The following is a 25461-nucleotide window of genomic DNA, read 5'->3' on the forward strand; positions in this document are numbered from 1 at the left end:
GCGCGGTGGCACTATAGTTATGGTCTTTGCCGAATTTGCTGCTTCCATGTCGTCTTCCGCCCCCGTTTCCCGCCCCGATGCCGCCACGCCGCTGGCGGATTGGCTGAGCTATCTCGAATCCATCCATGCCCGGCCGATCGATCTCGGCCTGGAGCGGGTGAGGGCGGTGGCCGACCGCCTGGACATCCGGTTCGACGCGGTCAGCATCGTGGTGGGCGGCACCAACGGCAAGGGCTCGACCTGCGCGATGCTGGAAGCGATGCTGCTGGCCGCCGGCTACAAAGTGGGGCTGTATACCTCGCCGCACCTGATCGAGTTCAACGAGCGCGCGCGGGTCAACGGCGAGTTCGCCACCGACGCCCAGCTGGCCGAGCAGTTCGCCGCCGTCGACGCCGTGCGCGGCGACACCACGCTTACCTATTTCGAGTTCACCACGCTGGCCATCCTGCGCCTGTTCGCCCGCAGCGGGCTCGACGCCGTGATCCTGGAAGTGGGGCTGGGCGGCCGGCTCGACGCGGTCAACATCATCGACGCCGACTGCGCCATCGTCACCAGCGTCGACCTCGACCATACCGACTGGCTGGGCGACGACCGCGAGCGGATCGGCTTCGAAAAAGCCCACATCTACCGCCCCGGCCGGCCGGCGATCTGCGCCGACCCCGTGCCGCCGCAATCGCTGCTGGACTACGCCGCCCGCATCGGCGCCGACCTGTGGCGTTTCGGCCGCGACTACAACTACGCCGGCGACAAGCAGCAGTGGAGCTACGGCGGCCGCTCGCAACGCCGCAACGCGATGGCCTATCCGGCGTTGCGCGGCGCCAACCAGTTGCTGAACGCCTCGGCCGCGCTGGCCGCGCTGGAAGCGCTGCGCGACCGCCTGCCGGTGCCGCAGCAGGCGGTGCGGCTGGGCCTCCTGCAGGTGCAGCTGCCGGGCCGCTTCCAGATCCTGCCCGGCCAGCCGGCGGTGATCCTCGACGTGGCGCACAATCCGCACGCGGCCGCGGTGCTGGCCGACAATCTCGACAACATGGGGTTCTACCCGTACACCCACGCCGTGTTCGGCATGCTGGGCGACAAGGATATCGACGGCGTGATCGCCCGTCTGGGCCACCGTATCGACCACTGGTACTGCGCCGGGCTGTCCGGGCCGCGCGGCGTGACGGGCGAGGACCTGGCCGCGCGGCTGCGGGCGGCCGGGGCGAAAGAGGGCGCCGACGCTTCGATTTCTGCTTACAAAGACCCGGCCGCCGCCTATGCCGCGGCGCGGGAAAAGGCAGGCGAGGGTGATAGAATTGTAGTCTTCGGGTCATTTCTGACCGTAGCCGGTGTATTGACTTACCTGCGCGATCTGAAAGCGGCGCGCAAGGCCTGACCGGGCTGGCGCCGCAGGCCGCCTTCCAGACGCTTGAACAGCCGGACGTTTCGATGGGATTGCTCGACCGCAAGAAAAAGGCAGCTTCCGACAAGGCCAAGCCCGGCCGCGCCGATTACGGCGACGACGCCCGCGATCCGGCCCAGGAAGCGCGCCGCCGCGCCCGTCGGCGGCTGGTGGGCGCGATCGCGCTGGTGCTGGCCGCCATCGTCGTGCTGCCGATGGTGCTCGATTCCGAGCCCAAGGTGCTGCCCGACGACCTGCCGATCCAGATTCCCGACAAGAACGCGCAATTCGCGCCGCTGGCACCGGCCGCCGGCGCCGCCGCCCAGGGCGCCGATGGCGCCGCGCAGCCGCCCGCCGCGCCGCAGCCGTCCCCCGAGCCGCCCAAGGCGGCCGATGCGGCCGGCGGGGCCAATAGTGCGGCCGCCAATGCGGGCAACGCCGCCCGCCCGGCACCGCAGCCTGCCGAGCCGGCCCGCGCCGACGCCTCCCAGCCCGGCGCCTCCCAGGCCGACACGGCCAAGGCCGACGCCATGAAGGCCGAAGCGGCCAGGGCCGAGGCGGCGAAAGCCGAAGCCGCCAAAGCAGAAGCCGCCAAGGCGGAAGCGGCGAAGGCCGACGCCGCCCGCGCCAAGGCCAAGGCCGAGGCCGAGCGCGCCCGCGCGCTGCTCGACGGCGCCCCCGCCGCGCCGGCCGCCACCACCGCCCGCGCCGACGCCAAGGGCAGCTTCGCGATCCAGATCGCCGCCTTCTCCACCGAAGAGCGCGCGCAAGACATGCGCGACCGGCTGTCGGCGGCGGGCATCAAGAGCTTTACCGAACGGGTCAGCACCGGCAAGGGCGACGTGTTCCGCGTGCGGATCGGTCCGTTCGCCTCGCGCGAGGCGGCCGATGCCGCCCGCAGCCGTGTCACCTCGGCCGGATTCAGCAGTTCCATCGTGCCGCTGTGACCCCGTTCGACTACGGCGTGCTGGTGATCCTGGCGGCGTCGATGGTGATCGGCCTTCTGCGCGGGCTCGTCAAGGAAGTGCTGTCGCTGATCGCCTACGCGGCCGCCTTCTATTGCGCCTACCGCGTCGGCCCGATGGCCTACGAATGGCTGGCGCCGCACGTCGACAACACCGCGCTGCGCTTCGGCCTGGCCTACGGCGGCGTGTTCATCGCCACGCTGCTGGTGGTGGGGCTGGTGAACATGGCGCTGGCGATGGCGATCCGCGCCACCGGGCTGACGCCGGCCGACCGCGGCCTGGGCGCGCTGTTCGGACTGCTGCGCGGCGCCGCCATCGTGCTGGTGCTGGTGGTGGCGGCGGGCTTCACGCCGCTGCCCAAGGAACCCTGGTGGACCGGCGCGATGCTGTCGCCGCTGGCCGAAGACGGGGCGCGGGCCATCAAGCCGATGCTGCCGGCCCCCTTTGCGGATTGGATCCGCTACTGATTTGCTGTTGAAAAGAGGCTCCCATGTGTGGAATCGTCGGTGTCGTCTCGCAGGCGCCGGTCAATCAGTTGCTCTATGACAGCCTGCTGCTGCTGCAGCATCGCGGCCAGGACGCGGCGGGCATCGCCACGCTGCAGGGCAATGTGTTCAATATGTACAAGGCGCACGGCCTGGTGCGCGACGTGTTCCGCACCCGCAACATGCGCTCGCTGCCGGGCAACGCCGGCATCGGCCAGGTGCGCTACCCCACGGCGGGCTCCAGCTCCAGCGCCGAGGAAGCCCAGCCTTTCTACGTCAACGCGCCGTTCGGCATCACCTTCGCCCACAACGGCAACCTGACCAACTGGGAAGCGCTGCGCGAAGAACTGTTCCGCGTCGACCGCCGCCACATCAACACCAATTCCGATTCCGAGGTGCTGCTCAACGTGCTGGCGCACGAGCTGGAGCGCGCCTCCAACGGCGTCTCGCTCGACGAGGACGCGATCTTCCGCGCGGTGTCGGCGGTGCACCGCCGGGTGCGCGGCGCCTATGCCGTGATCGCGCAGATCGCCGGCTACGGCCTCTTGGCCTTCCGCGATCCCTACGGCATCCGGCCGTTGTGCGTGGGCAACGTCGAAACCGACCACGGCGTGGAATGGATGGTGGCCTCGGAGTCGGTCACGCTCGAAGGCATGGGCTTCAAGATGCTGCGCGACGTGGCCCCGGGCGAGGCGATCTTCATCGACGCCGACAGCCGCATGAGCGCCCGCCAGTGCGCCGAGAACCCCCAGCTCAACCCCTGCATCTTCGAATACGTCTACTTCGCCCGCCCCGATTCGCTGATGGACGGCGTGTCGGTGTACGGCTCGCGGCTGCGCATGGGCGAATACCTGGCCGACAAGGTGGCGCGCAACCTGCGCCTGGGCGACGTCGACGTGGTCATGCCGATTCCCGATTCGGCGCGGCCGGCGGCGATGCAGCTGGCCGCGCGCCTGAACCTGGACTACCGCGAAGGCTTCATCAAGAACCGCTACGTGGGCCGCACCTTCATCATGCCGGGCCAGGCGGTGCGCAAGAAATCGGTGCGCCAGAAGCTCAACGCGATGAGCGAGGAGTTCAAGGGCAAGAACGTGCTGATCGTCGACGATTCCATCGTGCGCGGCACCACCAGCGGCGAGATCGTCGAAATGGCGCGCGCGGCCGGCGCCAACAAGGTGTTCTTCGCCTCGGCCGCGGCGCCGGTGCGTTTCCCCAACGTCTACGGCATCGACATGCCGACCCGCCGCGAACTGATCGCCTACGGCCGCACCGACGAGGAAATCGCCAAGGTGATCGGCGCCGACGCCCTGGTCTACCAGGACATCAACGCCATGCAGCAGGCCGTGCGCGACATGAATCCGGCCCTGCAGCGCTTCGACGTATCGTGCTTCACCGGCGAATACGTGACCGGCGACGTCACGCCGGAATACCTGGACCACATCGAGCAGACGCGCAATGCCCGCGACAAGAGCGAAGGCGGCCTGCAGATCAACATGGGCTACGCGGCCAACGACTATTGATGGATTTGCATCCCGCCGGCCGGAAGGTCCAGCGTCCGGCGGCGGTCCGTCATAGACGGATCGCATATAACCAAATTACTAAACTGTCGTTTTGTTCATGACCGCAAGTTTGTAACCTGGGGTCATCGGACCGGTGCGGCTGTGCCTTGGCGCGCGCCGGCGTTTCTCATACAAAAAAGGCTTGGCATGTATCAGTACGACCCGATCGACCAGCAGATAGTCGAACAGCGAGCAGCCCAGTTCCGCGATCAGACCCGCCGTTTCCTGGCCGGCCAGCTGACGGAGGACGAGTTCCGCACCCTGCGCCTGCAGAACGGCCTCTACATCCAGCGCCACGCGCCGATGCTGCGGGTGGCGATTCCTTACGGCCTGCTGGCCTCGCGCCAGCTGCGCACGCTGGCCACCATCGCGCGCCGCTGGGACCGCGGCTACGGCCACTTCAGCACGCGCCAGAACATGCAGTTCAACTGGCCCAGGCTGCCCGACGTGCCCGACATCCTCGACGAGCTGGCCAAGGTGCAGATGCATGCCATCCAGACCAGCGGCAACTGCATCCGCAACACGACCACCGACCATTTCGCCGGCATCGCGCCCGACGAGATCGTGAATCCGCTGGTGTGGTGCGAGCTGATCCGCGAATGGTCGACGCTGCATCCCGAGTTCGCCTTCCTGCCGCGCAAGTTCAAGATCGCCGTCAGCGGCGCCGTGTCGGACCGCGCCGCGGTGGGCGTGCATGACATCGGCCTGCAGGCCGTCGAGCAGGATGGCGAAGTCGGCTTCCGGGTCTGGGTGGGCGGCGGGCTGGGCCGCACGCCGATGGTGGGCCAGCTGATCCGCGACTTCCTGCCGTGGCCGCACGTGCTGACCTACATGCAGGCCATTCTGCGCGTCTACAATCTGCACGGCCGGCGCGACAACAAGTACAAGGCCCGCATCAAGATCCTGGTCAAGGACCTGACGCCGCAGGTGTTCGCCGAGCAGGTCGAGAAGGAATGGGCCACCATCGCCGGCGGTCCGGACACGCTCAGCTGCGAAATCGTCGACGCCGTCGCGCAGCGCTTCACGGTGCCGGCCTACGCGGCCGACCCGGGCGCCGACCATTCGGCCGACCAGGCCGCCGACGACCCGCGCTTCGCCCGCTGGCTGCGCCGCAATACCCATCCGCACAAGGTGGCCGGCTATGCCGCCGTCACCATCTCGCTCAAGCGCACCGGCGTGCCGCCCGGCGACATCACCGCCGACCAGATGGACGCGGTGGCCGACCTGGCCGACCGCTTCAGCTTCGGCGAACTGCGGGTATCGCACGAGCAGAACCTGGTGCTGGCCGACGTGCCGCGCAGCCAGCTGCATACGCTGTGGCGGCAGCTCGACGCGCTGGGGCTGGCCACGCCGAACGTGGGCCTGCTGACCAATATCGTGGCCTGTCCCGGCGGCGATTTCTGCGCGCTGGCCAACGCGGTGTCCATCCCGGTGGCCGAGGCCATCCAGCGCCGCTTCGACGATCTGGACTACCTGTACGACGTGGGCGAGCTGGACCTGAACATCTCGGGCTGCATCAATGCCTGCGGCCATCACCACGTGGGCCACATCGGCATCCTGGGCGTCGACAAGGCGGGCGAGGAGTGGTATCAGGTCACGCTGGGCGGGCGCCAGAGCGGCGCCGCCAAGCCGCTGCCCGACATCGAATCCACGCGCGGCGCCGGCGCCGCGATCGGCCGCATCATCGGCCCGTCGTTCGCCCGCGAAGAAATCCCCGGGGTGGTCGCCAATCTGGTCGAAACCTATGTGGAGCTGCGCGACAGCGATGCCGAGCGCTTCATCGACGTGGTGGAACGCCTGGGCATCGACCCGTTCAAGACCCGCGTCTACGCCGACCGCAAGGCCGTTCGCGCCAAGGAGGCCGTCCATGCCTGATGCTGTCCTGACGCAAGGCGCGGCCCAGGAGCAGGGCGCAGCCCGGGGGCAGGCCGCCGGCCAGCCCACGCTGATCCGCCATGGCCGGCTGGAAGCCGATACCTGGCGGCGTTTCGAGCCGTCCGGCGATGCCGCGACGCCGCCCGACGACGGCGACTGGCTGGTGCCGCTGTCGACCTGGCTGGAGGCCAAGGACACGCTGCGCGCGCGCCGCCATCCGGTCGGCATCCTGTTCGGGCCCGACGACGACCCGCGCGAACTGGCCGAGGACGGCAAGTTCGACGTCGACGGCGTGGCGCTGATCGCCGTCGATTTTCCGGTCTACACCGACGGCCGCGGCTATTCGATCGCGCAGGTGCTGCGCACCCGGCTGGGCTGGCGCGGCGAGCTGCGCGCGGTGGGCGACGTGATGATCGACACCATCCACTACCAGGCCCGCTGCGGCTTCGACAGCTTCCTGCTCAAGCCCGGCCACGATCCGCAACTGGGGCTGCAGGCGTTCCAGCTTTTCACGGCGCACTACCAGAAGACGTATCCGAAGCCAGCCGCGGCCTGACATGAAGCCGAATTCCGCCATCGCTCCCAAGGTGTACCTGGTCGGCGCCGGCCCGGGCGCGGCGGACCTGCTCACGCTGCGCGCGGCGCGGCTGCTGGCGCGGGCCGATATCGTGTTCCACGATGCGCTGGTGCATGCCGACGTGCTGGCGATGGCGCCGCAGGCCAGGCTGGTGCTGGTCGGCAAGCGCAGCGGCCGCCTGTCGACCGCGCAGCGCTTCATCAACCGGCAACTGGTCGACGCCGCCGGACGCTACCGCTGCGTGGTGCGGCTCAAGGGCGGCGATCCGATGCTGTTCGGCCGCGCCCAGGAAGAGATCGGTGCATTGCGCGAGGCCGGCATCGCGGTCGAGATCGTGCCCGGCATCAGCGCCGGCTTCGGCGCCAGCGCCGAGGTCGGCCAGTCGCTCACGCGCCGCGGCCTGAGCCGCAGCGTCATCTTCCTGACCCCGGCCGTCGGCACCGGCGAGGCCCGCCACGAATGGGCCCAGGCCGCGCGCCACGCCGATACCGTCGTCCTCTACATGGCCGGCCGCCAGGCCCAGGACATCGCCGACGGCCTGATAGGCGCCGGCCTGCTCCCCCAACGGCCCGCCGTGCTGATCGAAAACGCCACGCTGCCCGGCCAGCGCATCATCCCCACCACGCTCGCCGGCCTCCCCCTGGCCGCCCGCCAGCTCGCCGACGGCCCGGCCCTCATCCTGATCGGCGACGTCTACGCCGAACTCATCGGCCTGGCCGCCGCCACCACGCCGCGCTCCGCCGCCGCCTGACCCTCCGGTCCCGCTCCAGCCAAGCCTTGACCCTCGCAAGGCCGCAGCATCCCGATGCCCCCCCAGATCCACATCGCATGACCCAAGACGCCCCGCCCGGGATGCGGCGGATCCGGCTCCGCCGGTCCGCCCGCATCGTCCCCCCTCGGGGGGGAAGCGCGAAGCGCGCAGGGGGGCCCCCATTCCATGCGAGAATGCGCACGGGTCTGCTCTAGTCGGCCGCCCGCGGGCGGGTTCCGTTCACTTCCATCGAGCATCGTCGCGCCTCATGAAGAATCCTCTTACCGATCGCCTGCTGGCCCTGGTCGCCATCTTCAGCCTGCTCGCGGTCGGCATCGCCCTGGTGTCCCAGCACGTCTTCGATCTGCAGCCCTGCGCCTGGTGCGTGCTGCAACGCCTGATCTACTTGGCCATCGCGCTGTTCTGCGTACTGGCGCTGGTCGCGCGCCGCAGCGCGGCGCTGCAGCGGCTGTTCGCCGCCATCGCCGCGCTGCTGGGCGCCGGCGGCATCGCGGCGGCGATCTACCAGCACGACGTAGCCTCGCAGATGCTGTCGTGTTCGCAGACCTTCGCCGATCGCTTCATGACCCGCTCCGGCCTGGACGAAGCCCTGCCGTCGGTATTCGGCATCTTCGCCACCTGCATGGATGCCGCGGTCGACGTGCTGGGCGTGCGTTACGAGATCTGGAGCCTGCTGTTGTTCGCGCTGCTGACCGTGGCGCTGCTGGCCGCGCTCACGCGCAGCAGCAACAAGCGGCGCCTGTTCTCCTGACCGGCGCCGCCGCCCGGGCGCGGCGCACGGCTTCGTTTCTTTCGTCCGAAGAGGAAGCGGCATGACCGACCCCGTATTGTTCGAAGAACGCGCCGCCGGCGCCGGCCGGCGCATCGGCATCGCCACGCTGAACGCGCCGCGGGCGCTCAATGCGCTGTCGCTGCCGATGATCGACGCGCTGCAGGCCCGGCTGGCGGCCTGGGCGGCCGACCCGGCCGTGGCGCTGGTGGTGCTGCAAGGCGAGGGCGACCGCGCGCTGTGCGCCGGCGCCGACCTGCATGCGCTGTACCGCGAAATGCGCGCCCATCCCGCCGCCCGCACGGCCGACGGCGGTTTTGGCGCGCCTTATTCGCGCGCCTTCTTCGAACGGGAATACCGGCTCGACTATTTCCTGCACACCTATCCCAAGCCGCTGCTGTGCTGGGGCCATGGCATCGTGATGGGCGGCGGCATCGGCCTGATGGTGGGCGCCAGCCATCGGGTGGTCACGGAGCAGTCGCGGCTGGCCATGCCGGAGGTGTCGATCGGCCTGTTCCCCGACGTGGGCGCCTCGTGGTTCCTGAACCGCATGCCCGGCAAGGCGGGGCTGCTGCTGGGTCTGACCGGCGCCCAGCTCGGCGCGGCCGACGCGCTGTTCGTGGGCTGGGCCGATTACTGCATCGGCCATGACCGCAAGGAAGACATGCTGGCCGCGCTGGCGCAACAGCCCTGGAGCGGCGCCCGGCGCGCCGACGACGCGCTGCTCGACGCCTTGCTCAAGCGCTTGCAGGGCGCCGAATTGCCCGCGCCCGGACCGCTGCGCCGCAACCTGGACCGCGTCAACGCGCTGTGCTCGGGCGCCACGCTGCCCGCCATCGTGGACGCGCTGCGCCACGGCTCGCATGGGGACCCCTGGCTCGACGGCGCGGTCGCCACGATGACGGCCGGCGCCCCCAGCACCGTGCGGCTGGCCTACGAGCTGCAACGGCGCGCGCGCCATCTGTCGCTGGCGGACGTGTTCAAGCTGGAGTTTTCGGTGGCGACGCTGTGCACCGCGCGGCCGGACCTGGCCGAAGGCATCCGGGCGCTGCTGATCGACAAGGACCGCCGGCCCGCATGGCAGCCCGCCACGCTGGAAGCGGCCGACGAGGCGTGGGCGGATGCCTTCTTCGCCGAAGCTTCGCTGGCCGATGGCGCGCATCCGATGGCGGACCTGGGCTAGCGTTCGCCCTTTTTATGCCGGCCGGGCCAGCGCCGCGAGCGCGCGCACGTCGGCCGCCTCGCCCAGCCCCCAGCAGGCGGCGATCAGCGCCGCGCTGCGCGGCGCGCCCAGCACGGGGTCCGACATGCCGCTGAACTTGGCGGCCAAGTCGGCATCGCTCATGGGCCGTTGCAGGGAGCCGATGGCATGCTCGACGAAGATGTGGATCCGGCGTCCGTCGGTGAGCACGGCCGCCATGTCGGCGCTGGCTTCGCCGATACGCTCGTCTACCGTCGCCTCCACCTTGCGGCGCAGCGCCACCATGTCGGCGCGGTTGACGATTTCGTCGGTGTATTCGTCTTCGCTCGCCTTGCCCAGGATCAGCCCCGCGGCGCAGCCGTGGTAGACGCTGAACTTGCCTTGCAGGCCGTCCGCCGGCTCTTTCTTGCCGGTCAGTTCCAGCACGAGCGGATGCACCTTCAGTTCGATGCGTTCCACCTGCTCGGCGCGCACGCCCTGGGCGCGCAGTTGCACGCAGGCGTCGATGCTGGGATGGATCACGATGCCGCAGGCGAATGGCTTGTAGCTGTTGAACGAAATCTCGAAGCGCCGCCCCAGTTCGTCGGTGGCTTCGTGCCAGGCGCTTTTGTCCGATACCACCTGCGCGAAGCCGCGCGGGGCCTCCAGCGCGCGCGGGCTGGCGGTGAAGCCCTGTCGCGCCAGCAGCGCCGACATCAGCCCGGCGCGCGCCGCCGCGCCAGGATGGAAGGGCTTGGTCATGGTGCCGAACTGCTCGCGCAGGCCCACCGGCTGCGAGGCCGCGATGCCCAGCGCCATCTGTGTGCGGCCGGCGTCCAGCCCCAGCAGCCGCGCGCAGCCGGCGGCCGCGCCGAGCATGCCGGTGGTGCCGGTGATGTGCCAGCCGCGGTCGTAGTGTTCGGGATAGATGACGTTGCCCATGCGGCAGGCCACGTCCACGCCCAGCACCAGCGCATCGATCACCTGGCGCCCGCTGGCGCCCGTGAGCTCGGCCAGCGCCAGCAGGGCCGAGGCGACGGGGCCGGCCGGATGGATGATGGTCTTCAGGTGCGTATCGTCGAAATCGAAGATATGCGAGGCGATGCCGTTGAGCAGCGCCGCGCTGGCGATGTCGACCCGTTCCGGGCGGCCGGCGACGGTGGCCTGCGGCGCCGGCTGCAGGACGCCGACCGCCGCCAGCGCCGCCTCGGCGGCCTCATGGTACGCGGCGCCGACCGCGCAACCCAGCCAGTTCAGGAAGGTGCGGTGCGCCTCGTGGTCTACCGCGTCGCTCCAGCCGCGCGAGGGATGGTTCGCCACGAACTCGGCCAGCAGGCGGGTGATGGGCGGGGCGTTAGGGTCGGCCTGGACCAGGGTATTGCGTGCCATGGGATCGGATGATGGAGTTGTCAGTCGAGGGAAATGTGCCGGGCCTGGGCCAGCGCCGTCCAGCGCGCCAGGTCCTTCTTCAGGTAATCGCCGAATTCCGCGGCCGACATCGGCATCGGCGCCACCGCCTCGCCGGACAGCTTGTCGCTCATGTCGGGCGCCTTCAGCACCGAGTTCAGCGTGTCGTTGAGACGGGCCACCGCGTCGGCCGGCATGCCGGCCGGGCCGACCACGCCGTACCACTGTACCGCGTCGAAATTCTTCAGGCCCAGTTCGTCCAGGGTGGGCACGTCGGGCACTTGCGGCGCGCGGCGGTTGCCGGTGACGGCCAGCGCCCGCAGGCGGCCGGAACGGATGTGCTGCAAGGCCGCGGCCAGGCCCGGGAACACGGCCTGCGTCTGGCTGCCGATGGTGTCGGTCAGCGCCGGCGCCACGCCGCGGTAGGGAACGTGGGTCATGGGCGTGCCGAGCTGCTGCGCCATCAGTTCCATCGTCAGGTGGGTGAGCGAGCCGGGCCCGGCCGAGCCGTAGCTGACCTTGCCCCGGTTGGCCTTCAGGTAGTCGACGAAGGCCTGGAAATCCTTGACCGGCAGCTTCGGGTCGATGACCAGGATGTTGGGCGTGGCGCCGATCATGCCGACCGGCGTGAAGTCCTGCACCGCGTCGTAAGGCACTTTGCGGGTGGCCGGGCTGGTGCCGTGCGTGGCCACGTAGCCCTGCATCAGCGTGTAGCCGTCGGCCGGCGCGCGGGCCGTGGTCTGGCAGGCGATGATGCCGCCCCCGCCGCCCTGGTTCTCGACGATGAACTGCTGGCCCAGCGCGCGGCCCCAGCGGTCGGTGACGGTACGGCCCACCATGTCGCTGCCGCCGCCCGGCGCCACCGGCACGATGTAGCGGATCGGCCGGTCGGGCCAGGACTGCGCGCGGGCCGCGCCGGAAAGGCCGGCCAGGGCGGGCGTCAGCAGGAAGGGCGCTGCCTGCAGAAACGTGCGTCGTTGCATAGCGTGTCTCCTCTCTTTTGTTGGAATGAAGCGGCGGGCCGGCTTCAGCCCGAACCTGCCAACTTGTCGTTCAGGCGTCCGAAGGCATCGTGGACGTGGCTGGCCAGCAGGGCCTCGCAGCGCGCGGGATCGCCGGCCCGCAGGGCCTGGGCGATCTCGATGTGCTCGGCGATCGACGCCCGCATGCCCATGTCCTGCGAAAGGTTCTTCAGGCGCGACAGGTGCAGCTTCTGCACCACGCCGCGGTAGGTTTCGACCACCGGAAGGTTGTCGGCCGCCTCGACCATCAGCCAATGGAAGCGCAGGTTCTCGGCGTAATACGTGCTGACGTCGCGCGCGTCTTCGGCCGCGCGCATCGCAGCGATCGACGCATCCAGCGCGTCGGCCAGCGCCATGCGCTGCGGCAGGGTGAGCTGCGCGGTCCGCCGTCCGGCATAGCCGTCGAGCAGGGCGCGCAGATCGTACAGGCCGCGGATCTCGTCGGCGTCGGGCTGGCGCACGAACACGCCGGCATGCTTGCGCGATACCACCAGTCCGGAGCTTTCGAGTTCGCGCAAGGCCTCCCTGACCGGCACGCGCGACACGCCCAGGCGCGCCGCCACGTCGGGCTCGTTGATCCGCGCGCCGGGCGGCAGCTGTCCGTTCAGGATCTGTTGCAGCAGGTCTTCGCGGACCAGTTTCGACAGCTTGGTTTCGCGGACGGCGGCGAAGTAGTCCTCGCTTGTGTTCGAATGCCAGGGAAGCATGGGTGGGTTCTCGAAAGTTCCGTAGGTTCGTGGACGTCAGGGGTTCGGAATGAGCAGCGGCGAAATTTGCGAGGCGCGCCCCTTGTACAGCGCCTCGCTGTCGGCTTCGAGCAGGAAGCCCTGGTCGACCAGGCGATCCGCCGCCGCGCCGAATTTGCCCACGTAATCGGCGCGGCCGGTGTACAGGTCGGCCAGCGTCGGGCGCGGGTCGGCCGCGCCCTTGGTGGCAGGGCTTACGGCCAGCGGCAGCGCGAAGCCCGACAGGGCGCACAGGTCTCCCTGGGCATATCCGGCGCGCCGGAAGTTCCAGCCGCCGTAGGTCGCCACGGGCACCTCCACCTCGGGCAGCCGGATGCCGGCCACGTCGTTGCCGATGTCGTCGACGGTGGGCACCAGCAGGGTGTACGTCCTGGCCAGGTCGACGACCGGCACGGCGTTGCCGTAGTCGGTCACCGCGAGCTGGTTGACCAGGCCGCTGTAGGCCACGCTGACGGGGGTAGGCGTCGCATTCGCGCCGCTGGGCACCACGATGTCGGACAGGTCGGGGAAGCCGACGGCGGCGCGGTCGGGCAGCGCCATGGTGCCGGCCGCCACGGTCGGGTACCGCGACGCGGGCGGCGTGGCGCCGGTGGCGATCCAGCGTTCCAGCGCCCGGATGAGGCTGCGTTCGACGGTCACCTGGCCGACCGGATTGGGCGCGAATTCGCAGCGGCTGCCCGCCGCGGGCTGGGTGACGATGCCCGTCGTGACGCCGGCGCCGCCGGTGTGCTGGTTGGCCGCCACGAAGTAATAGCGGACGTTGTCGGGCAGCCCGATGTCGTTGCCGATGCCGTCGGTCACCACCAGCGAGCCGCGCGCGCCCCACCATTCGAGGCTGCCGTCGATCTGCATGACCTTGGGGCAGGTGTCGGTGGCCAGGCAATTCTTCAGCAGCCCGTCGGTGGCGCCGCCCACCGGATCGGTGCGGACGTCGTAGGTGAACGGGAAGTCCACGCCGGGCGCCCAGTGGTCTTCGTGCTGTTTCGCTGCCCGGTCGGGCTGGGCGAAGCGGTAATTGATCCAGGTGCGCCGCGCGCCGGTGCCGATCGGCACCAGGCCGTCGAACACCCGCTTGCCGTTGCCTGCCTTGTTGAAGCCGCGGTACAGGAAATCGCGCAGGAAGCGCCCCGACTGCGAAACGCCTTCGCCGATGACGACGTCGACGTTCGTGTCGGGGTGCCCCGGGCAACTGGCCGCCACGCAGGCAGCGCCCTTCAGGTCGTTCAGCGGGTTGGGCGTGCCTTGCGCGTCCTGCTCCGAATAGCGGAGGAAGGAGAGCAGGTCGCGCACCGCGGCAAAGCCGATGCCCATGACCTTGGGATCCCTGGCCCGGTAGACGAACTGGTAGATGGTGCCCTGGTCCGCCGGTTCGGCTGCGCCGCCGGCGCGCGGCACGGAGGAGGGCGGCGTGAAGCCGACCGACACGGCGCCGTCTTCGCCCACCTGGTAAGACCAGGCGGTGACCGGTACCGAGACTGCCGCGTAGTCCTGCTTGCCGTCGCTGTCGAGCCAGGTCTGGCGGGCGGTGAAGGCGACCTCGGAGCGGTCGCTGAGCGAGGCCGGCGGGTAGTTCAGTTTCATGACGGTGCCGCCGCCCGCATTGTCGGGCACGAATTCCTCCCGGCTCAGTCCGGTGATGGGGCTGCCGTCGGCGTTGCGCGCCACGGGCAGCAAGGTGCCGACCGGTCCTGTCGCCCCATTGCCGGTCTGCGCGATATTGCCCTGCCAGCCGCTCCAGACCACGGTATAGCCGGCGCCGAGCAGGGAAGGGAAGTCCGCCGCCGGCGGCGCGCCGTCGTCCAGGTCGCCGCCGCCCACGTAGCGGCTCTGGCCGATGCGCCCGCCGCGGTTCACCACGTCGTAGAACAAGGCACGCCGCGCCGTGGCGGCCGACTTGGGCCGCAGGATGACGACGTCGGTGCTGTAGGACACCAGCCCGTCTTCTCCGGTCGGGGCGTTTTCCAGGTCGACGATGCCGGCGTTGTCGGGGTGGGCGGGGGCCAGCTTGCCGTGCACGATGCCGGTGATCAGCGTATACGGGCCTGCCGCGCCGGGGGGCGTCGCGCCGCCGTAGGCGTCCACCTGGGAGACGATCTCGAAGCGGTCGATCACGCCTGCGCTTGCGGCGGGCGGCGGCGTTTCGGGCGTGCCGGCGCCGGCGTTGCCGTCGTCGTTGCCGCCGCAGGCGGCCAGGAAGGCCGGCAATGCCAGCAGGCAGAATCGATATCGCATGGTGGTCTCCTCGCTTTTATTGGTTCGTGGTCTGGCTTCCCGCATGGGAATCGAAGCGATGGAGAGATGATTCTTTATTTCGTATACGAAATAAAGTAGGTATTTGCCCGGGCGCATATGCGCCGGGAGCGTTTCCCGGCGCGGCTATCTCACTGTCCGAGTCTTGGGCTCAGCGGACGTCTACGGCGTCTTTCAGGACCTTGGCGGCGCTGAAGGCGGGGGAGCGGCGGGCGGCGATCTGGATGCTTTCGCCGGTGCGCGGATTGCGGCCGGTCTTGGCGGCCTTGGCCTTGACCGAGAACTTGCCGACGCCGGGCAGGACGACTTCGTCGCCGGAGGCCAGCGTGTCCCGCAGCGCGTCGCCGAGGGCGTCGAGGAAGGCTTCCGACACGTTCTTGGGCTGCTGGGTCCGTTCGGACAGGGCGTCGATCAGTTCTTTCTTGGTGCGCATGCGTATTCCTCAAAAAAGTCGGCCATTCGCCGGAGTGGCTGGCGCCGACGTCAGGCCGGCATTCAAGCAATCTTGGCGTGGAAATGCAAGCGGCCGCCCACGGGGGCTTGGTTGCGAAAGGTGTCAGGCGGCCACCCGACGCAAGGAGAAACCGTAGCGGGGAGTCGCAAGCAAATGTATCCGCCGTGACCCGTGCGATGCAGGCGGTTTGAAGGCGAGATGTCATAAAATCGCGATTCGTACCAAAAAGGCGCTCTTCCCGAGCAAACCCGCGTCGAACTGTCGACTTGATACCAGCGCCCGCCTTGCCTACCATCGGTGCTGGTCTACCGAAACACGCCATTCCGCCTCCTGGAGCACCGCATGCACGCCGATCCCGCCCTGGCTTCCGCCGCCGACGCCGTTACATCTCGCCGCAATTCGGCGTCCTGGCAGGTCGACGACATCGTCGGTCTCTTCGAATTGCCCTTTGCCGAACTGATCTTCCGCGCCCAGGAAACGCATCGCCGCCACTTCGATCCGGCCGCCGTCCAGCTCTCCACGCTGCTGTCGATCAAGACCGGCGGCTGCCCCGAAGACTGTGCCTATTGCCCGCAGTCGGCGCGCTACGACACCGGCGTCGAAACCGAGAAGCTGATGCCGCTGTCCGAGGTCGTGGCCGCGGCCGAGGCGGCCCGCGCGCAGGGCGCCACGCGCTTCTGCATGGGCGCCGCCTGGCGCAGCCCCAAGCCGCACCAGGTCGACGAGGTGGCCGAGATGGTGCGCGCCGTCAAGGATTTGGGCCTGGAAACCTGCGTCACGCTGGGCATGCTGCGCGACGGCCAGGCGCAGCAGCTGCGCGAGGCCGGGCTCGACTACTACAACCACAACCTCGACACCTCGCCCGAGTTCTATGGGCAGATCATCACCACCCGCACCTACCAGGACCGCCTTGACACGCTGGAGCGCGTGCGCGATGCCGGCGTCAAGGTGTGCTGCGGCGGCATCGTCGGCCTGGGCGAATCGCGGCGCGAGCGCGCCGGCCTGATCGCGCAGCTGGCCAATATGGACCCTTACCCGGAATCGGTGCCGATCAACAACCTGGTGCGGGTGGAAGGCACGCCGCTGGCCGGCAACGAATCGATCGACCCGTTCGAGTTCGTGCGCACGATCGCGGTGGCGCGCATCACGATGCCGCAGGCCATGGTGCGCCTGTCGGCCGGCCGCGAACAGATGGACGACGCGCTGCAGGCGCTGTGCTTCCTGGCCGGCGCCAACTCGATCTTCTACGGCGACCGTCTGCTCACCACCGAAAACCCGCAGGCCGAGGCGGACCGCAAGCTGCTGGCGCGGCTCGGCATGCATATCCAGGCTTGATGCTGCACATCCACGGCGAGGTCTGGCTGGCCGACGACGAGATCGAACTTACGATGATCCGCGCCCAGGGCGCGGGCGGGCAGAACGTCAACAAGGTGTCGAGCGCGGTGCACCTGCGCTTCGACATCGGCCGCTCCTCGCTGCCGCAGGCATGGAAAGACGCGCTGCTGGCCTTGCGCGACCAGCGCATCAGCAAGGACGGCGTGGTGGTCATCAAGGCCCAGGGCCACCGCAGCCAGGACAAGAACCGCGCCGATGCGCTGGAACGGTTGCAGCGCCTGCTGGCATCGGTGGCGGTGCCGCCCAAGCCGCGCAAGCCGACCCGGCCCACGCGCGGCTCGCAGCAGCGGCGCCTGCAGCGCAAGACGCTGCGCGGCGAGATCAAGCGTCTGCGGGGCCGGGTGGAAGATTGAGCCGCGCCCAGCCCTCGTGGCCGAGGGCGCGCAGCGTCTCGATGTTGCGCTGGTAGATCTGCTCGGCCTCGGGAAAGGCCGCCACCGCCTTGTCGACGCTGGCTTCGCGCAGCAGGTGCAGGATGGGATACGGGGCGCGGTTGCTGTAGTTCTCGATGTCGTCGGGCCCGGTGCCGGCGAACTGGTAATCGGGATGGAAGCTGGCGATCTGCAATTCGCCGGCCAGTCCGAGCGCGTCCACCGCGTCGTCGGCCAGGTCCAGGAAATCGTTGTAGTCGAGGAAATCCTGCAGCACCCAGGGGTGGACCAGCAGCGTGGTGTCGACTTCCTCCGGCGATACCGCGGCCAGGTGCCGCAGTTCGGCCTCGAGGTCGGCCAGCAGTTCTTCTTCGCTGCGGGCCGCGCTGACCACGTAGCGGATCTGCTGCCTGGCGTGGACGGCCTTGGCGAACGGGCACAGGTTGAGCCCGATCACGGCCCGTTCCAGCCACAGCCGGGTGGCCTCGATCACGTCGTCGTGCGCGGGAGCGGTCATGGCGGCGGGTTCAACGGCCCAGGCCTTGCAGCAGATTGCCCAGGTCGGGCACCTGCAGCGAGCCGGCCGGCAGCTCGAACCGCGAGGAAGGCGGCGTGGCGCCGTCGATCGAGATCAGCGCGAAACGATTGCCGAAACGCAGCAGGCCCTGGCCTTCGTCGACGATGCGGGTCAGCAGCTGTTCGGCGCCGGCCGGTATCCTGGTGCCGGTAACGGATGCCAGCGTGCGTCCGAGCTGCACGGTGGCGGCGGTGAATTCGTTGGCCCGCGTGTCGCGCGCCAGCACGAGTTCCTCGGTGCGCGGATTGCCGCGTCCGTCTTCGTAGGAAAGCGTATAGACGGTGCCGGCGATGCCCGCCACGGTTTCGCGGCGCGAGGTGGGATCGAGCGCGCGCACGGCGCGCACCTGCTCGATGGCCACGGTGGGGCTGGGCATCAGCGTGCCCGCCATGCGCATCATGTCGGCGGCGTCCATCACGACGGTCTTGCCGTTGACGTTGGCCACGTTGTAGACCTTGCCGCCGCGCGCCAGCAGATAGGCGTTCGGCTGCTGCGGCGAGGCCGCGCGCAGCGACGATCCGGCGTATTCGACCGTGGCGGAGACCTGTTTGCCGTCCTGGTCGACGGCCTGCAGGCGGGCGGTGCCGCCGGCCCAGGCCAGCGCCGGCAGCAAGAGCGAGGCGAGAACGCCGGCGCGCAGCGCGGCGGCGAGGCGAAGCATGGCAGGACGCAATGTCATGGCGTGTCGCCGCCCTGTACGGGGCGGAATTCTCCGGTGGCCGGGTCGCGCACCATGAGCAGCCCGGTGGCGATGCCGAAGTAGGCCCCGTGCAACTGGAGCTGGCCGCGTTCGACCAGGATCCGCACACAGGGGAAGGTCATCAGATTGTCGAGGCTGTGCTCGACGACAGCCATTTCCAGTTGCATCAAGTATTTGCCGGGGTCCTCGCCGGGCGGCACCACGCGCTGCTTGACCGGCGCGATCTGCTGCATCCACTTGCCGATGAAATCGCCCGGTGACAAAGGCTGGGCGCTGGCGGCGGCCGCGCCGATGCCGCCGCAGTGGGCGTGGCCCAGCACCACGATGTGCTTGACGCGCAGCGACTGCACCGCGAATTCGAGCGCCGAACTGGTGCCGTGGTAGGAGTCGCTGGCCAGCTCGTAGGGCGGCACCAGGTTGGCCACGTTGCGTACGACGAACAGTTCGCCCGGGCCGGCGTCGAAGATGACCTCGGGCGCCACGCGCGAATCGCAACAGCCGATCACCATGATTTCGGGTTTCTGGCCGGTTTCGGCCAGGGCGCGGTAGCGCGCGCTTTCATCGCTGAAGCGGCCATCGAGGAAACTGCGGTAACCCTTGCGGAGTCGTGTCGGGAACATAGGAAAAAGCTCACGGCGCCGGCAGGATGGGCGCCCGCTTCATGATAGCAGCCCGCCCTCAGCCTGCCGCGGTGGTCAGGCGCCTGAGGGCCTGCGACAGCAGGTGCAGCGGGTCTTCGGACGAGGCCAGCAGGCGGTGGCGCCAGGTCAGCACCAGCACGCCGCCCGGCAGTTCGATCAGCGCCAGCGCGCCGGGCGGCAACGGCAGGCCGGCCTTGGAGGCGATGATGTGCAGCGTCTTGAGCAGGGCGTCGATCTCGTCGCGGCGATAGAGCGGGCGGGCGTGGCTGAAACGCTGCACCGTTTCGCTCTGCAGGGCGTCGGCATGGCGCTGCAGCGCCTGTTCCACGCCGTAGACCTGGGCGCTCATCAGGCCTTGTTCGTCGTCCTCGACGGCGATGGCGTCGGCCGGCAGGTCCGGCCGCAGCGACGCCAACGCGGCCCGCAGCCGCATTTCGGCGGCATGGCGCACTTCGTGGCGCGACTCGGGAACAGACATGGCAGGAATCCGGATCGAATGCAGGGATCGAGCTTAGTGCGATCGCGGCGCGCTAGGGGTTACCGTGGCTTTGCGGGCATTTCCGGTTTTAACAGGGGCGGTCGGCCGATTCGTGCTAAGGTAGCGGCCGCCGGCGCGGCATGGGCCCGCCGGCGCAACGTTCTCGGGGCGGGGTGAGATTCCCCACCGGCGGTGATGGCGCCCTGCGCGCCCAGCCCGCGAGCGCCCGGCGCAATGCGCCGGGGTCAGCAGATTCGGTGCGATTCCGAAGCCGACGGTACAGTCCGGATGAAAGAGAACGGAATTCCGCCAGCCCGGCGGGCGCCGTGCGCCTGCCCGCTGCCTGCATTCCCGCGCGCCCCGACTCGCCATTCGCGTCTTGAATTTCGCATGGAGCAGTCAGTGAGCCAGGAGTCGCAGTCCCACGTTTCTTCCCGCGGCGGCCGCCGCATCGCCTTCGTCCAGTCCTGCTGGCACCGCGACATCGTCGACCAGTGCCGGCGCGCCTTCGCCGCCGAGATCGCGGCGGCGGGCCATGCCGAAGCCGACATCGATTATTTCGAGGTGCCGGGCGCCTTCGAGATCCCGCTGCATGCGCAGGTGCTGGCCCGCAGCGGCCGCTATGCCGGCATCGTGGCCAGCGGGCTGGTGGTCGACGGCGGCATCTATCGCCACGATTTCGTGGCAGGGGCGGTGATCGACGGCCTGATGCGCGTCCAGCTCGACACCGGCGTGCCGGTGTTCTCGGCGGTGCTGACCCCGCATCATTTCCATGCGGGCGAAGAGCACCACCGTTTTTTCCACGAACATTTCCTGGTCAAGGGCCGCGAGGCCGCGCAGGCCTGCGCCGCCACGCTGCGCAGCCTGGCGCGGCTGGCCTGAGGCATCGGTCCGACGCGGCCGGCGCGCCGGCATGCGCGCGGCCCGCGTCTGCCGTAAGCTGTGGGCGCGGCGCGTGCCGCGCCATGGGGAGACGCGATGCAAGATGTCTGGCCGAGGGTCTGGATGACCTTCCGCGGCGAATTTTCCGACCTGAACGACGTGTCCGACATCACCCAGGTGTGCGTGCGCCTGGGCATGGCCATGCTGCTGGGCGGCGTGCTGGGGCTCGAACGCGAGCTGCGCGGCCACGAGGCCGGGCTGCGCACCCACATGCTGGTGGCGCTGGGCTCGGCGTTGTTCGTGCTGGTGCCGCTGCAGGCGGGCATGCACCTGGCCGACGCCAGCCGCGTGCTGCAGGGGATACTGGCCGGCATCGGCTTCCTGGGGGCGGGCGCCATCATGAAGGGCGGCCCCCGGCAGGTGCACGGCCTGACCACGGCGGCCGGCATCTGGCTGACGGCGGCCATCGGCGTGGCCGCGGGGCTGGGCCGGGAGGCCACGGCGATCCTGGCGACCGCCGGGGCGCTGGTGATCCTGGTGCCGCTCAAGAAGTGGGAAATGCGGCTCAAGCTGCGGCGCAAGGCCGCGGCCGGCCGTGGGCAGGCGGCCGGCGATGCCGCTGCCGCTGCCGCGGTCGCGGATGAGGATGATGATATGGATGCGCCCGGGGCGCCGCGGCCATAGCCGTGTCACCCCGCGGCCGCGCCGGGGCTCGCCGGCCGGCTCAGTGGAAATCCCGGCTGCGGGTGGACAGCCGGCCCAGCAGCGCGGAAAGATCGACCAGCCGCCGGGCCACGAGGTGCTGCACGCCCTGGCTGGACTGCCATATGCCGTACACCCCCAGCAGCGACGCGCCGACCGCCTCGCGCCGCTGCGCTTCGAGCAGCGCGGGCCACACGATCACGTTGACCTGGCCGGTTTCGTCTTCCAGCGTGACGAACACCGTGCCCTTGGCGGTGCCGGGCCGCTGCCGCACCGTCACGATGCCGCAGGCGCGCGCCAGCCGGCCATCGGGATAACCGGCCAGCGTGGCGGCCGGCACGAAGCCGCGGTCGGCCAGCGCCTCGCGCAGCAGGGCCAGCGGATGGCGCTTGAGGGTCAGCTTCAGCGCATCGTAGTCGGCCACGATGTCGTCGGCTTCCGACGGCGCGGGCAGGGGCGGCGGCGCCTCGCGCACGCGGGTGCCGCGCAGCAGCCCGCGTTCCGGCACGCTGTCGATCGCTTCCCAGAGCGCGGTGCGGCGGTGGCCCGACAGCGTGCGCAGCGCGTCGGCCGCGGCCAGCGCCTGCAGCGCGGCGCGATCCAGGCCGGCGCGCCGGGCGAGGTCGGCGGCATCGGCCCAGGGCCCCGCGCGGCGGGCCTCGGCAATGCGCCGGCCGGCCTCTTCGGACAGGCCTTGGATGCTGTTCATGCCGAGCCGGACGGCGCTGCCGGCGCCGGCCGGTTCGAGCGTGGCGTCCCAGTCGCTGGCGCAGACGTCGACCGGCCGTACCTCGACGCCTTTGCGCCGCGCGTCCTGGATCAACTGGTGCGGCGAATAAAAGCCCATCGGCTGGCTGTTGAGCAGCGCCGCCAGGAAGATGTCGGGATGGTGGCACTTGATCCATGCGCTGGCGTAGGCCAGCAGCGCGAAGCTGGCCGCATGCGATTCCGGAAAGCCGTATTCGCCGAAGCCCTGGATCTGCCGGAAGATGGATTCGGCGAATTCGCGTTCGTAGCCACGGGCCAGCATGCCGCCCACCAGCTTGTCGTAGTGGCGGTCGATGCCGCCCTTGCGCCGCCAGGCCGCCATCGAGCGGCGCAGGTCGTCGGCCTCGCCCTCGGAATAGCCGGCCGCGGTCATCGCGATCTGCATCACCTGTTCCTGGAAGATCGGCACGCCCTTGGTGCGCGACAGCGCGGCCCGCAGTTCTTCCTTGGGATAGCTTTCGAGCTCGGGCCGTTCGCGGCGGGCCAGGTAGGGGTGGACCATGCCGCCCTGGATGGGGCCGGGCCGCACGATGGCCACTTCGACCACCAGGTCGTAGAACTTGCGCGGCTTCAGGCGCGGCAGCATGCTCATCTGCGCCCGCGACTCGATCTGGAACACGCCGATGGTATCGGCCTTGCAAATCATGTCGTAGGTTTTTTCGTCGCCCTGCGGGATGGCGTACAGGTCCGGCGGCCGTCCGGTGCGCCGTTCGAGCAGGTCGAGCGCGCGGCGCAGCACCGACAGCATGCCCAGCGCCAGCACGTCGACCTTGAGCAGGCCGACGGCGTCGAGATCGTCCTTGTCCCACTGCACCACGCTGCGGCCCGGCATCGCCGCGTTCTCGATCGGCACCAGGCGCGACAGCCGCCCGCGCGACATGACGAAGCCGCCGGGGTGCTGCGACAGATGGCGCGGGAAATCGAGCAGTTGTTCGGCCATGGCGCTCCAGCGCCGCGCGGCCGGCGATTGCGCGTCGAAGCCGCAGGCTTCGAAGCGCCGGTGCAGGTTCTGCCGGCCGTCCCACCATTCATGGGACTTGGCCACGCGGTCGACGATGGCCAGGTCGATGCCGAGCGCCTTGCCGGCGTCGCGCAGCACGCTGCGCGAACGGTAGCCGATCACCACCGCGGTCAGCGCGGAGCGGTCGCGGCCGTATTTGCGGTAGATGTACTGGATGACTTCTTCGCGGCGCTGGTGTTCGAAGTCGACGTCGATATCGGGCGGTTCGTTGCGTTCGCGGCTGATGAAGCGGCCGAACAGCGTCTTGATTTCATCGGGGGCGACGGCGGTGATGCCCAGGCAGTAGCAGACCACCGAATTGGCCGCCGAGCCGCGTCCCTGGCACAGGATGCCTTCATCGCGGGCGAACTTGACCAGGTCGTAGACCGTCAGGAAGTAGGCCTCGTAGCGCAGTTCGGCGATCAGCGCCAGTTCCTTTTCGATCTGCCCGGCCACCGGCTGCGGGATGCCCTGCGGATAGCGGATCCGCGCGCCGGCATAGGTTTGCTCGCGCAGGTAGCTGGCCGGCGTGTGGCCGGCCGGCACGATTTCGTCGGGGTATTCGTAGCGCAGTTCTTCGAGCGAGAAGCGGCAGCGTCCGGCGATCTTCAGCGTTTCGGCCAGCGCCTGCGGCGGGTAGAGGTTGGCCAGCTGTACGCGCGAGCGCAGGTGCTGTTCGGCATTGGGCGCCAGCGCATGGCCGCATTCGTGCACCGGCTTGCCGAGCCGGATCGCGCACAGCAGGTCGTGCAGCGGCTTGCGCGAGCGGACATGCATTTGGACCTGGCCGGTGGCCGCCACCGGCAGGCCGGCGGCCCGGGCGGCGCTTTCGACCGCGGCGCGGTGGCGGTCGTCGCGCGCATGCAGCAGCAGCGTCAGCGCCAGCCAGCAGCGCCCGGGGAAGGCCTGCGCCGCCCAGCGCGCCTGTTCGGCCATGGCTTCGGGGTCGAGCCCGTGGTCGGGGGCCAGCAGCAGCAGGCAGCCGGGCAGGCCGCGCAGGTGTTCGCTGCCCGGCGGCGGATCGGTCAGGTCGGCGCGGTGGAGCCGGTAGCTGCCCTTGTCGGCACGGGTGCGAGCCAGCGTGATGAGTTCCGACAGATTGCCGTAGCCGCCCTTGTCGGTGGCCAGCGCGACCAGCGTGAGCGGCGTTTCGGCGCCCTGCGGCTGGAGGAGGAACTGGCTGCCGACGATCAGGCGCGGCAGCGGTCCGGCGTTGCCGTTGCCGTTGCCGTTGCCGTTGCCGTTGCCGCAAGCGTTGCTGTCGTCGCCTTCGCCGTCACCGCCGCCGCGGGCCGCGCGCTCGGCCTTCAGCGCGTCGAGCGTCTGTTGGGCGCGCACGATGCCGGCCAGCGAACATTCGTCGGTCAGCGCCAGCGCCGCATAGCCGGCCTCGGCGGCGCGGTGCACCAGTTCGCCGGGGTGCGAGGCGCCGCGCAGGAAGGTGAAGTTCGACAGGCATTGCAGCTCGGCGTAGCCGGGCAGGGCGGACGGAACGGGAAGCGCCAGCATCAGCCGAACAGCCCGTGCAGGAACCAGCGGACGTCGTCCTGCGCCCGCTGCTGGTAGATCCAGTAGCGGGCGCTGTCTTCGCCCTCGGCGATGAAATAGTCGCGGCGCTGCGGATCGTCGCGCCACCAGCCGACCTCCAGGCGCTCGGGGCCGCGCAGCAGCCGCAGCGGCGTGCCGTGGAAGGGACGATGGCCGCGCACTTCCAGCGGCAGCGGCTGTTCCAGCAGCCACAGCGGGCGGTCTTCGAAGCGGGGCAGGGCGGGCGCGCGGCGCGCCGGCCGGGTGGCGGGGGCCCAGGCATTGGCCACTTCCGGCAGGTGGTCGGCCTGCGTGGCGGGCGCCAGCACGCGGTCGGCGCCCAGGCGCGCTTCCAGCAGTTCCAGCAGCCGTCGGTGGTCGGCCGCGGCCTGGCCAGGGTCGACGAACAGCGTGCCCGAAGCTTCGGCCGGTACCACCACTTCGCGCGCCCGCAGCGCGATGGCCGCTACCGGCGCCGGCAGCGTCAGCTGCGCCAGCCGTTCCCGCAGCAGCGAGAGCAGGTGGTCGGCATGCCAGGTCGGGTCGGCCAGCGCGATGGCCAGTTCGGTGGGCGCGCGGGCGTGGCGGCCGCGTTCGTGTTCCAGCGTCAGTTCGATGCGCGATACCGCCCGCCGGCGCGCCGCCAGCCAGCCGGCCATCTGTTCGAGCAGGTGGCCGGCCAGCGCCAGCACGGCGGTGGCGTGTTCGAGGCGTTCGAGCGGCTCGCCGCGGGCGCTGAACGACAGCGGGGGCTGGAACCAGTCGAACAATTCGGGGGCCTGCCCGTAGGCGCGGTCGAGCGCCTGGACCAGCGCGGGGCCGCAGCGCCGCTGCAGGCCGGCGCGCGGCAGGGCGCGCAGCGCGCCCAGGGTGCGGCAGCCGATGCCTTCTAGCCATTGCCGGTGCGGCCGGGCCGCCTGCAGCCGCACGCCGGGCAGCGCCGCCAGCCGGCGCGCCAGCGTGGCCGGCGCCAGCACGCGC

The 25461-nt window shown here is 70.0% G+C and carries 24 protein-coding genes and 1 riboswitch; of the genes, 13 read left to right on the forward strand and 11 right to left on the reverse strand.

Translation table 11 applies throughout. The features are described from left to right. Positions 1-46: 46 nt before the first annotated feature. The 9 genes from folC to ABD927_RS20275 all read left to right on the forward strand — a co-directional run bounded on the left by folC (position 47) and on the right by ABD927_RS20275 (position 9563). Entirely contained in the window at positions 47-1372 is a 1326-nt protein-coding gene (folC, locus tag ABD927_RS20235; protein ID WP_345251667.1) for a bifunctional tetrahydrofolate synthase/dihydrofolate synthase, read from the forward strand. A gap of 53 nt (positions 1373-1425) precedes the next feature. Then, positions 1426-2325, forward strand: coding sequence for an SPOR domain-containing protein (locus ABD927_RS20240; protein WP_345251668.1), 900 nt, complete (start codon positions 1426-1428; stop codon positions 2323-2325). Further along, positions 2322-2810, forward strand: coding sequence for a CvpA family protein (locus ABD927_RS20245; protein ID WP_345251669.1), 489 nt, complete (start codon positions 2322-2324; stop codon positions 2808-2810). Before ABD927_RS20240 ends, ABD927_RS20245 begins: the two co-directional genes overlap by 4 nt. A gap of 23 nt (positions 2811-2833) precedes the next feature. Then, positions 2834-4348 carry an amidophosphoribosyltransferase gene (gene purF / locus ABD927_RS20250; protein ID WP_345251670.1) on the forward strand — a complete coding sequence of 505 codons (1515 nt, stop codon included), beginning with the start codon at positions 2834-2836 and terminating at the stop codon, positions 4346-4348. A gap of 186 nt (positions 4349-4534) precedes the next feature. Next, positions 4535-6262 (forward strand): nitrite/sulfite reductase, encoded by a 1728-nt coding sequence (locus ABD927_RS20255; RefSeq protein WP_345251671.1) that lies wholly within the window; start codon positions 4535-4537, stop codon positions 6260-6262. Then, positions 6255-6818, forward strand: a complete 564-nt coding sequence (locus ABD927_RS20260; RefSeq protein WP_345251672.1) for a DUF934 domain-containing protein — start codon at positions 6255-6257, stop codon at positions 6816-6818. The genes ABD927_RS20255 and ABD927_RS20260 overlap by 8 nt, the downstream gene beginning before the upstream one ends. Before the next feature lies 1 nt (position 6819). Then, positions 6820-7590 (forward strand): uroporphyrinogen-III C-methyltransferase, encoded by a 771-nt coding sequence (gene cobA, locus ABD927_RS20265; RefSeq protein ID WP_345251673.1) that lies wholly within the window; start codon positions 6820-6822, stop codon positions 7588-7590. A 268-nt stretch (positions 7591-7858) separates the two neighbouring features. Continuing rightward, positions 7859-8362 carry a disulfide bond formation protein B gene (locus ABD927_RS20270; protein WP_345251674.1) on the forward strand — a complete coding sequence of 168 codons (504 nt, stop codon included), beginning with the start codon at positions 7859-7861 and terminating at the stop codon, positions 8360-8362. Between the two features lie 61 nt (positions 8363-8423). Next, complete coding sequence (locus ABD927_RS20275) at positions 8424-9563, forward strand: enoyl-CoA hydratase/isomerase family protein (protein ID WP_345251675.1); 1140 nt, start codon at positions 8424-8426, stop codon at positions 9561-9563. Positions 9564-9575: 12 nt separating this feature from the next. Here the strand turns inward: ABD927_RS20275 and ABD927_RS20280 are convergent, their stop codons facing one another. From ABD927_RS20280 to ABD927_RS20300, 5 genes are all read right to left on the reverse strand, one after another. Continuing rightward, the gene (locus tag ABD927_RS20280; RefSeq protein WP_345251676.1) at positions 9576-10949 is read right to left on the reverse strand and encodes an MmgE/PrpD family protein; all 1374 of its coding nucleotides are present in this window, start codon (positions 10947-10949) and stop codon (positions 9576-9578) included. Positions 10950-10969: 20 nt separating this feature from the next. After that, the gene (locus tag ABD927_RS20285; RefSeq protein WP_345251677.1) at positions 10970-11950 is read right to left on the reverse strand and encodes a Bug family tripartite tricarboxylate transporter substrate binding protein; all 981 of its coding nucleotides are present in this window, start codon (positions 11948-11950) and stop codon (positions 10970-10972) included. A 44-nt stretch (positions 11951-11994) separates the two neighbouring features. Beyond that, entirely contained in the window at positions 11995-12696 is a 702-nt protein-coding gene (locus ABD927_RS20290; RefSeq protein WP_345251678.1) for an FCD domain-containing protein, read from the reverse strand. A gap of 36 nt (positions 12697-12732) precedes the next feature. Continuing rightward, positions 12733-14967, reverse strand: coding sequence for an alpha/beta hydrolase domain-containing protein (locus ABD927_RS20295; protein ID WP_345251679.1), 2235 nt, complete (start codon positions 14965-14967; stop codon positions 12733-12735). 169 nt (positions 14968-15136) lie between these two features. Next, the gene (locus tag ABD927_RS20300) at positions 15137-15418 is read right to left on the reverse strand and encodes an HU family DNA-binding protein (protein WP_345251680.1); all 282 of its coding nucleotides are present in this window, start codon (positions 15416-15418) and stop codon (positions 15137-15139) included. 363 nt (positions 15419-15781) lie between these two features. Between ABD927_RS20300 and bioB the strand changes: the two genes are divergently transcribed. After that, on the forward strand, positions 15782-16774 hold the full coding sequence (bioB, locus tag ABD927_RS20305) for a biotin synthase BioB (RefSeq protein ID WP_345251681.1): 993 nt from the start codon (positions 15782-15784) through the stop codon (positions 16772-16774). After that, positions 16774-17187, forward strand: coding sequence for an alternative ribosome rescue aminoacyl-tRNA hydrolase ArfB (gene arfB / locus ABD927_RS20310; protein WP_345251692.1), 414 nt, complete (start codon positions 16774-16776; stop codon positions 17185-17187). Before bioB ends, arfB begins: the two co-directional genes overlap by 1 nt. On the opposite strand, the gene ABD927_RS20315 is transcribed toward arfB, so the two are convergent. From ABD927_RS20315 to ABD927_RS20330, 4 genes are read right to left on the reverse strand one after another with little or no spacing between them, the layout of a single operon-like run. Further along, positions 17156-17722: a DUF1415 domain-containing protein gene (locus ABD927_RS20315; protein WP_345251682.1), complete on the reverse strand. Its 567-nt coding sequence runs from the start codon at positions 17720-17722 to the stop codon at positions 17156-17158. The genes arfB and ABD927_RS20315 overlap by 32 nt on opposite strands. A 10-nt stretch (positions 17723-17732) precedes the next feature. Then, the gene (locus ABD927_RS20320) at positions 17733-18461 is read right to left on the reverse strand and encodes a hypothetical protein (RefSeq protein ID WP_345251684.1); all 729 of its coding nucleotides are present in this window, start codon (positions 18459-18461) and stop codon (positions 17733-17735) included. Then, complete coding sequence (locus ABD927_RS20325) at positions 18458-19102, reverse strand: carbonic anhydrase (RefSeq protein WP_345251685.1); 645 nt, start codon at positions 19100-19102, stop codon at positions 18458-18460. The genes ABD927_RS20320 and ABD927_RS20325 overlap by 4 nt, the downstream gene beginning before the upstream one ends. A gap of 58 nt (positions 19103-19160) precedes the next feature. After that, entirely contained in the window at positions 19161-19601 is a 441-nt protein-coding gene (locus ABD927_RS20330; RefSeq protein ID WP_345251686.1) for a hypothetical protein, read from the reverse strand. Between the two features lie 155 nt (positions 19602-19756). Further along, positions 19757-19905, forward strand: a riboswitch (FMN riboswitch). Positions 19906-19991: 86 nt separating this feature from the next. On the opposite strand from ABD927_RS20330, the gene ABD927_RS20335 reads away from it, so the two are divergent. Together ABD927_RS20335 and ABD927_RS20340 are read left to right on the forward strand one after the other, a co-directional pair. After that, positions 19992-20483 (forward strand): 6,7-dimethyl-8-ribityllumazine synthase, encoded by a 492-nt coding sequence (locus ABD927_RS20335; RefSeq protein ID WP_345251687.1) that lies wholly within the window; start codon positions 19992-19994, stop codon positions 20481-20483. A gap of 96 nt (positions 20484-20579) precedes the next feature. After that, positions 20580-21167, forward strand: a complete 588-nt coding sequence (locus ABD927_RS20340; RefSeq protein WP_345251688.1) for an MgtC/SapB family protein — start codon at positions 20580-20582, stop codon at positions 21165-21167. A gap of 40 nt (positions 21168-21207) precedes the next feature. Here the strand turns inward: ABD927_RS20340 and ABD927_RS20345 are convergent, their stop codons facing one another. Continuing rightward, the gene (locus ABD927_RS20345; protein ID WP_345251689.1) at positions 21208-24462 is read right to left on the reverse strand and encodes an error-prone DNA polymerase; all 3255 of its coding nucleotides are present in this window, start codon (positions 24460-24462) and stop codon (positions 21208-21210) included. Further along, positions 24462-25461: Y-family DNA polymerase (locus tag ABD927_RS20350; protein WP_345251690.1), on the reverse strand; the 1000-nt coding region annotated here is incomplete at its 5' end. The genes ABD927_RS20350 and ABD927_RS20345, both read right to left, overlap by 1 nt.

This window comes from Pigmentiphaga soli (assembly GCF_039541095.1).
Lineage (GTDB): Bacteria > Pseudomonadota > Gammaproteobacteria > Burkholderiales > Burkholderiaceae_B > Pigmentiphaga > Pigmentiphaga soli.

What these genes read in the sequence shown, in the direction of transcription:
- folC (WP_345251667.1), top strand. Translation starts at nt 47, where the DNA reads ATGTCGTCTTCCGCCCCCGTTTCCCGCCCCGATGCCGCCACGCCGCTG.
- ABD927_RS20240 (WP_345251668.1), top strand. Translation starts at nt 1,426, where the DNA reads ATGGGATTGCTCGACCGCAAGAAAAAGGCAGCTTCCGACAAGGCCAAG.
- purF (WP_345251670.1), top strand. Translation starts at nt 2,834, where the DNA reads ATGTGTGGAATCGTCGGTGTCGTCTCGCAGGCGCCGGTCAATCAGTTG.
- ABD927_RS20255 (WP_345251671.1), top strand. Translation starts at nt 4,535, where the DNA reads ATGTATCAGTACGACCCGATCGACCAGCAGATAGTCGAACAGCGAGCA.
- ABD927_RS20260 (WP_345251672.1), top strand. Translation starts at nt 6,255, where the DNA reads ATGCCTGATGCTGTCCTGACGCAAGGCGCGGCCCAGGAGCAGGGCGCA.
- cobA (WP_345251673.1), top strand. Translation starts at nt 6,820, where the DNA reads ATGAAGCCGAATTCCGCCATCGCTCCCAAGGTGTACCTGGTCGGCGCC.
- ABD927_RS20270 (WP_345251674.1), top strand. Translation starts at nt 7,859, where the DNA reads ATGAAGAATCCTCTTACCGATCGCCTGCTGGCCCTGGTCGCCATCTTC.
- ABD927_RS20275 (WP_345251675.1), top strand. Translation starts at nt 8,424, where the DNA reads ATGACCGACCCCGTATTGTTCGAAGAACGCGCCGCCGGCGCCGGCCGG.
- ABD927_RS20280 (WP_345251676.1), bottom strand. Translation starts at nt 10,949, where the DNA reads ATGGCACGCAATACCCTGGTCCAGGCCGACCCTAACGCCCCGCCCATC.
- ABD927_RS20285 (WP_345251677.1), bottom strand. Translation starts at nt 11,950, where the DNA reads ATGCAACGACGCACGTTTCTGCAGGCAGCGCCCTTCCTGCTGACGCCC.
- ABD927_RS20290 (WP_345251678.1), bottom strand. Translation starts at nt 12,696, where the DNA reads ATGCTTCCCTGGCATTCGAACACAAGCGAGGACTACTTCGCCGCCGTC.
- ABD927_RS20295 (WP_345251679.1), bottom strand. Translation starts at nt 14,967, where the DNA reads ATGCGATATCGATTCTGCCTGCTGGCATTGCCGGCCTTCCTGGCCGCC.
- ABD927_RS20300 (WP_345251680.1), bottom strand. Translation starts at nt 15,418, where the DNA reads ATGCGCACCAAGAAAGAACTGATCGACGCCCTGTCCGAACGGACCCAG.
- bioB (WP_345251681.1), top strand. Translation starts at nt 15,782, where the DNA reads ATGCACGCCGATCCCGCCCTGGCTTCCGCCGCCGACGCCGTTACATCT.
- arfB (WP_345251692.1), top strand. Translation starts at nt 16,774, where the DNA reads ATGCTGCACATCCACGGCGAGGTCTGGCTGGCCGACGACGAGATCGAA.
- ABD927_RS20315 (WP_345251682.1), bottom strand. Translation starts at nt 17,722, where the DNA reads ATGACCGCTCCCGCGCACGACGACGTGATCGAGGCCACCCGGCTGTGG.
- ABD927_RS20320 (WP_345251684.1), bottom strand. Translation starts at nt 18,461, where the DNA reads ATGACATTGCGTCCTGCCATGCTTCGCCTCGCCGCCGCGCTGCGCGCC.
- ABD927_RS20325 (WP_345251685.1), bottom strand. Translation starts at nt 19,102, where the DNA reads ATGTTCCCGACACGACTCCGCAAGGGTTACCGCAGTTTCCTCGATGGC.
- ABD927_RS20330 (WP_345251686.1), bottom strand. Translation starts at nt 19,601, where the DNA reads ATGTCTGTTCCCGAGTCGCGCCACGAAGTGCGCCATGCCGCCGAAATG.
- ABD927_RS20335 (WP_345251687.1), top strand. Translation starts at nt 19,992, where the DNA reads ATGGAGCAGTCAGTGAGCCAGGAGTCGCAGTCCCACGTTTCTTCCCGC.
- ABD927_RS20340 (WP_345251688.1), top strand. Translation starts at nt 20,580, where the DNA reads ATGCAAGATGTCTGGCCGAGGGTCTGGATGACCTTCCGCGGCGAATTT.
- ABD927_RS20345 (WP_345251689.1), bottom strand. Translation starts at nt 24,462, where the DNA reads ATGCTGGCGCTTCCCGTTCCGTCCGCCCTGCCCGGCTACGCCGAGCTG.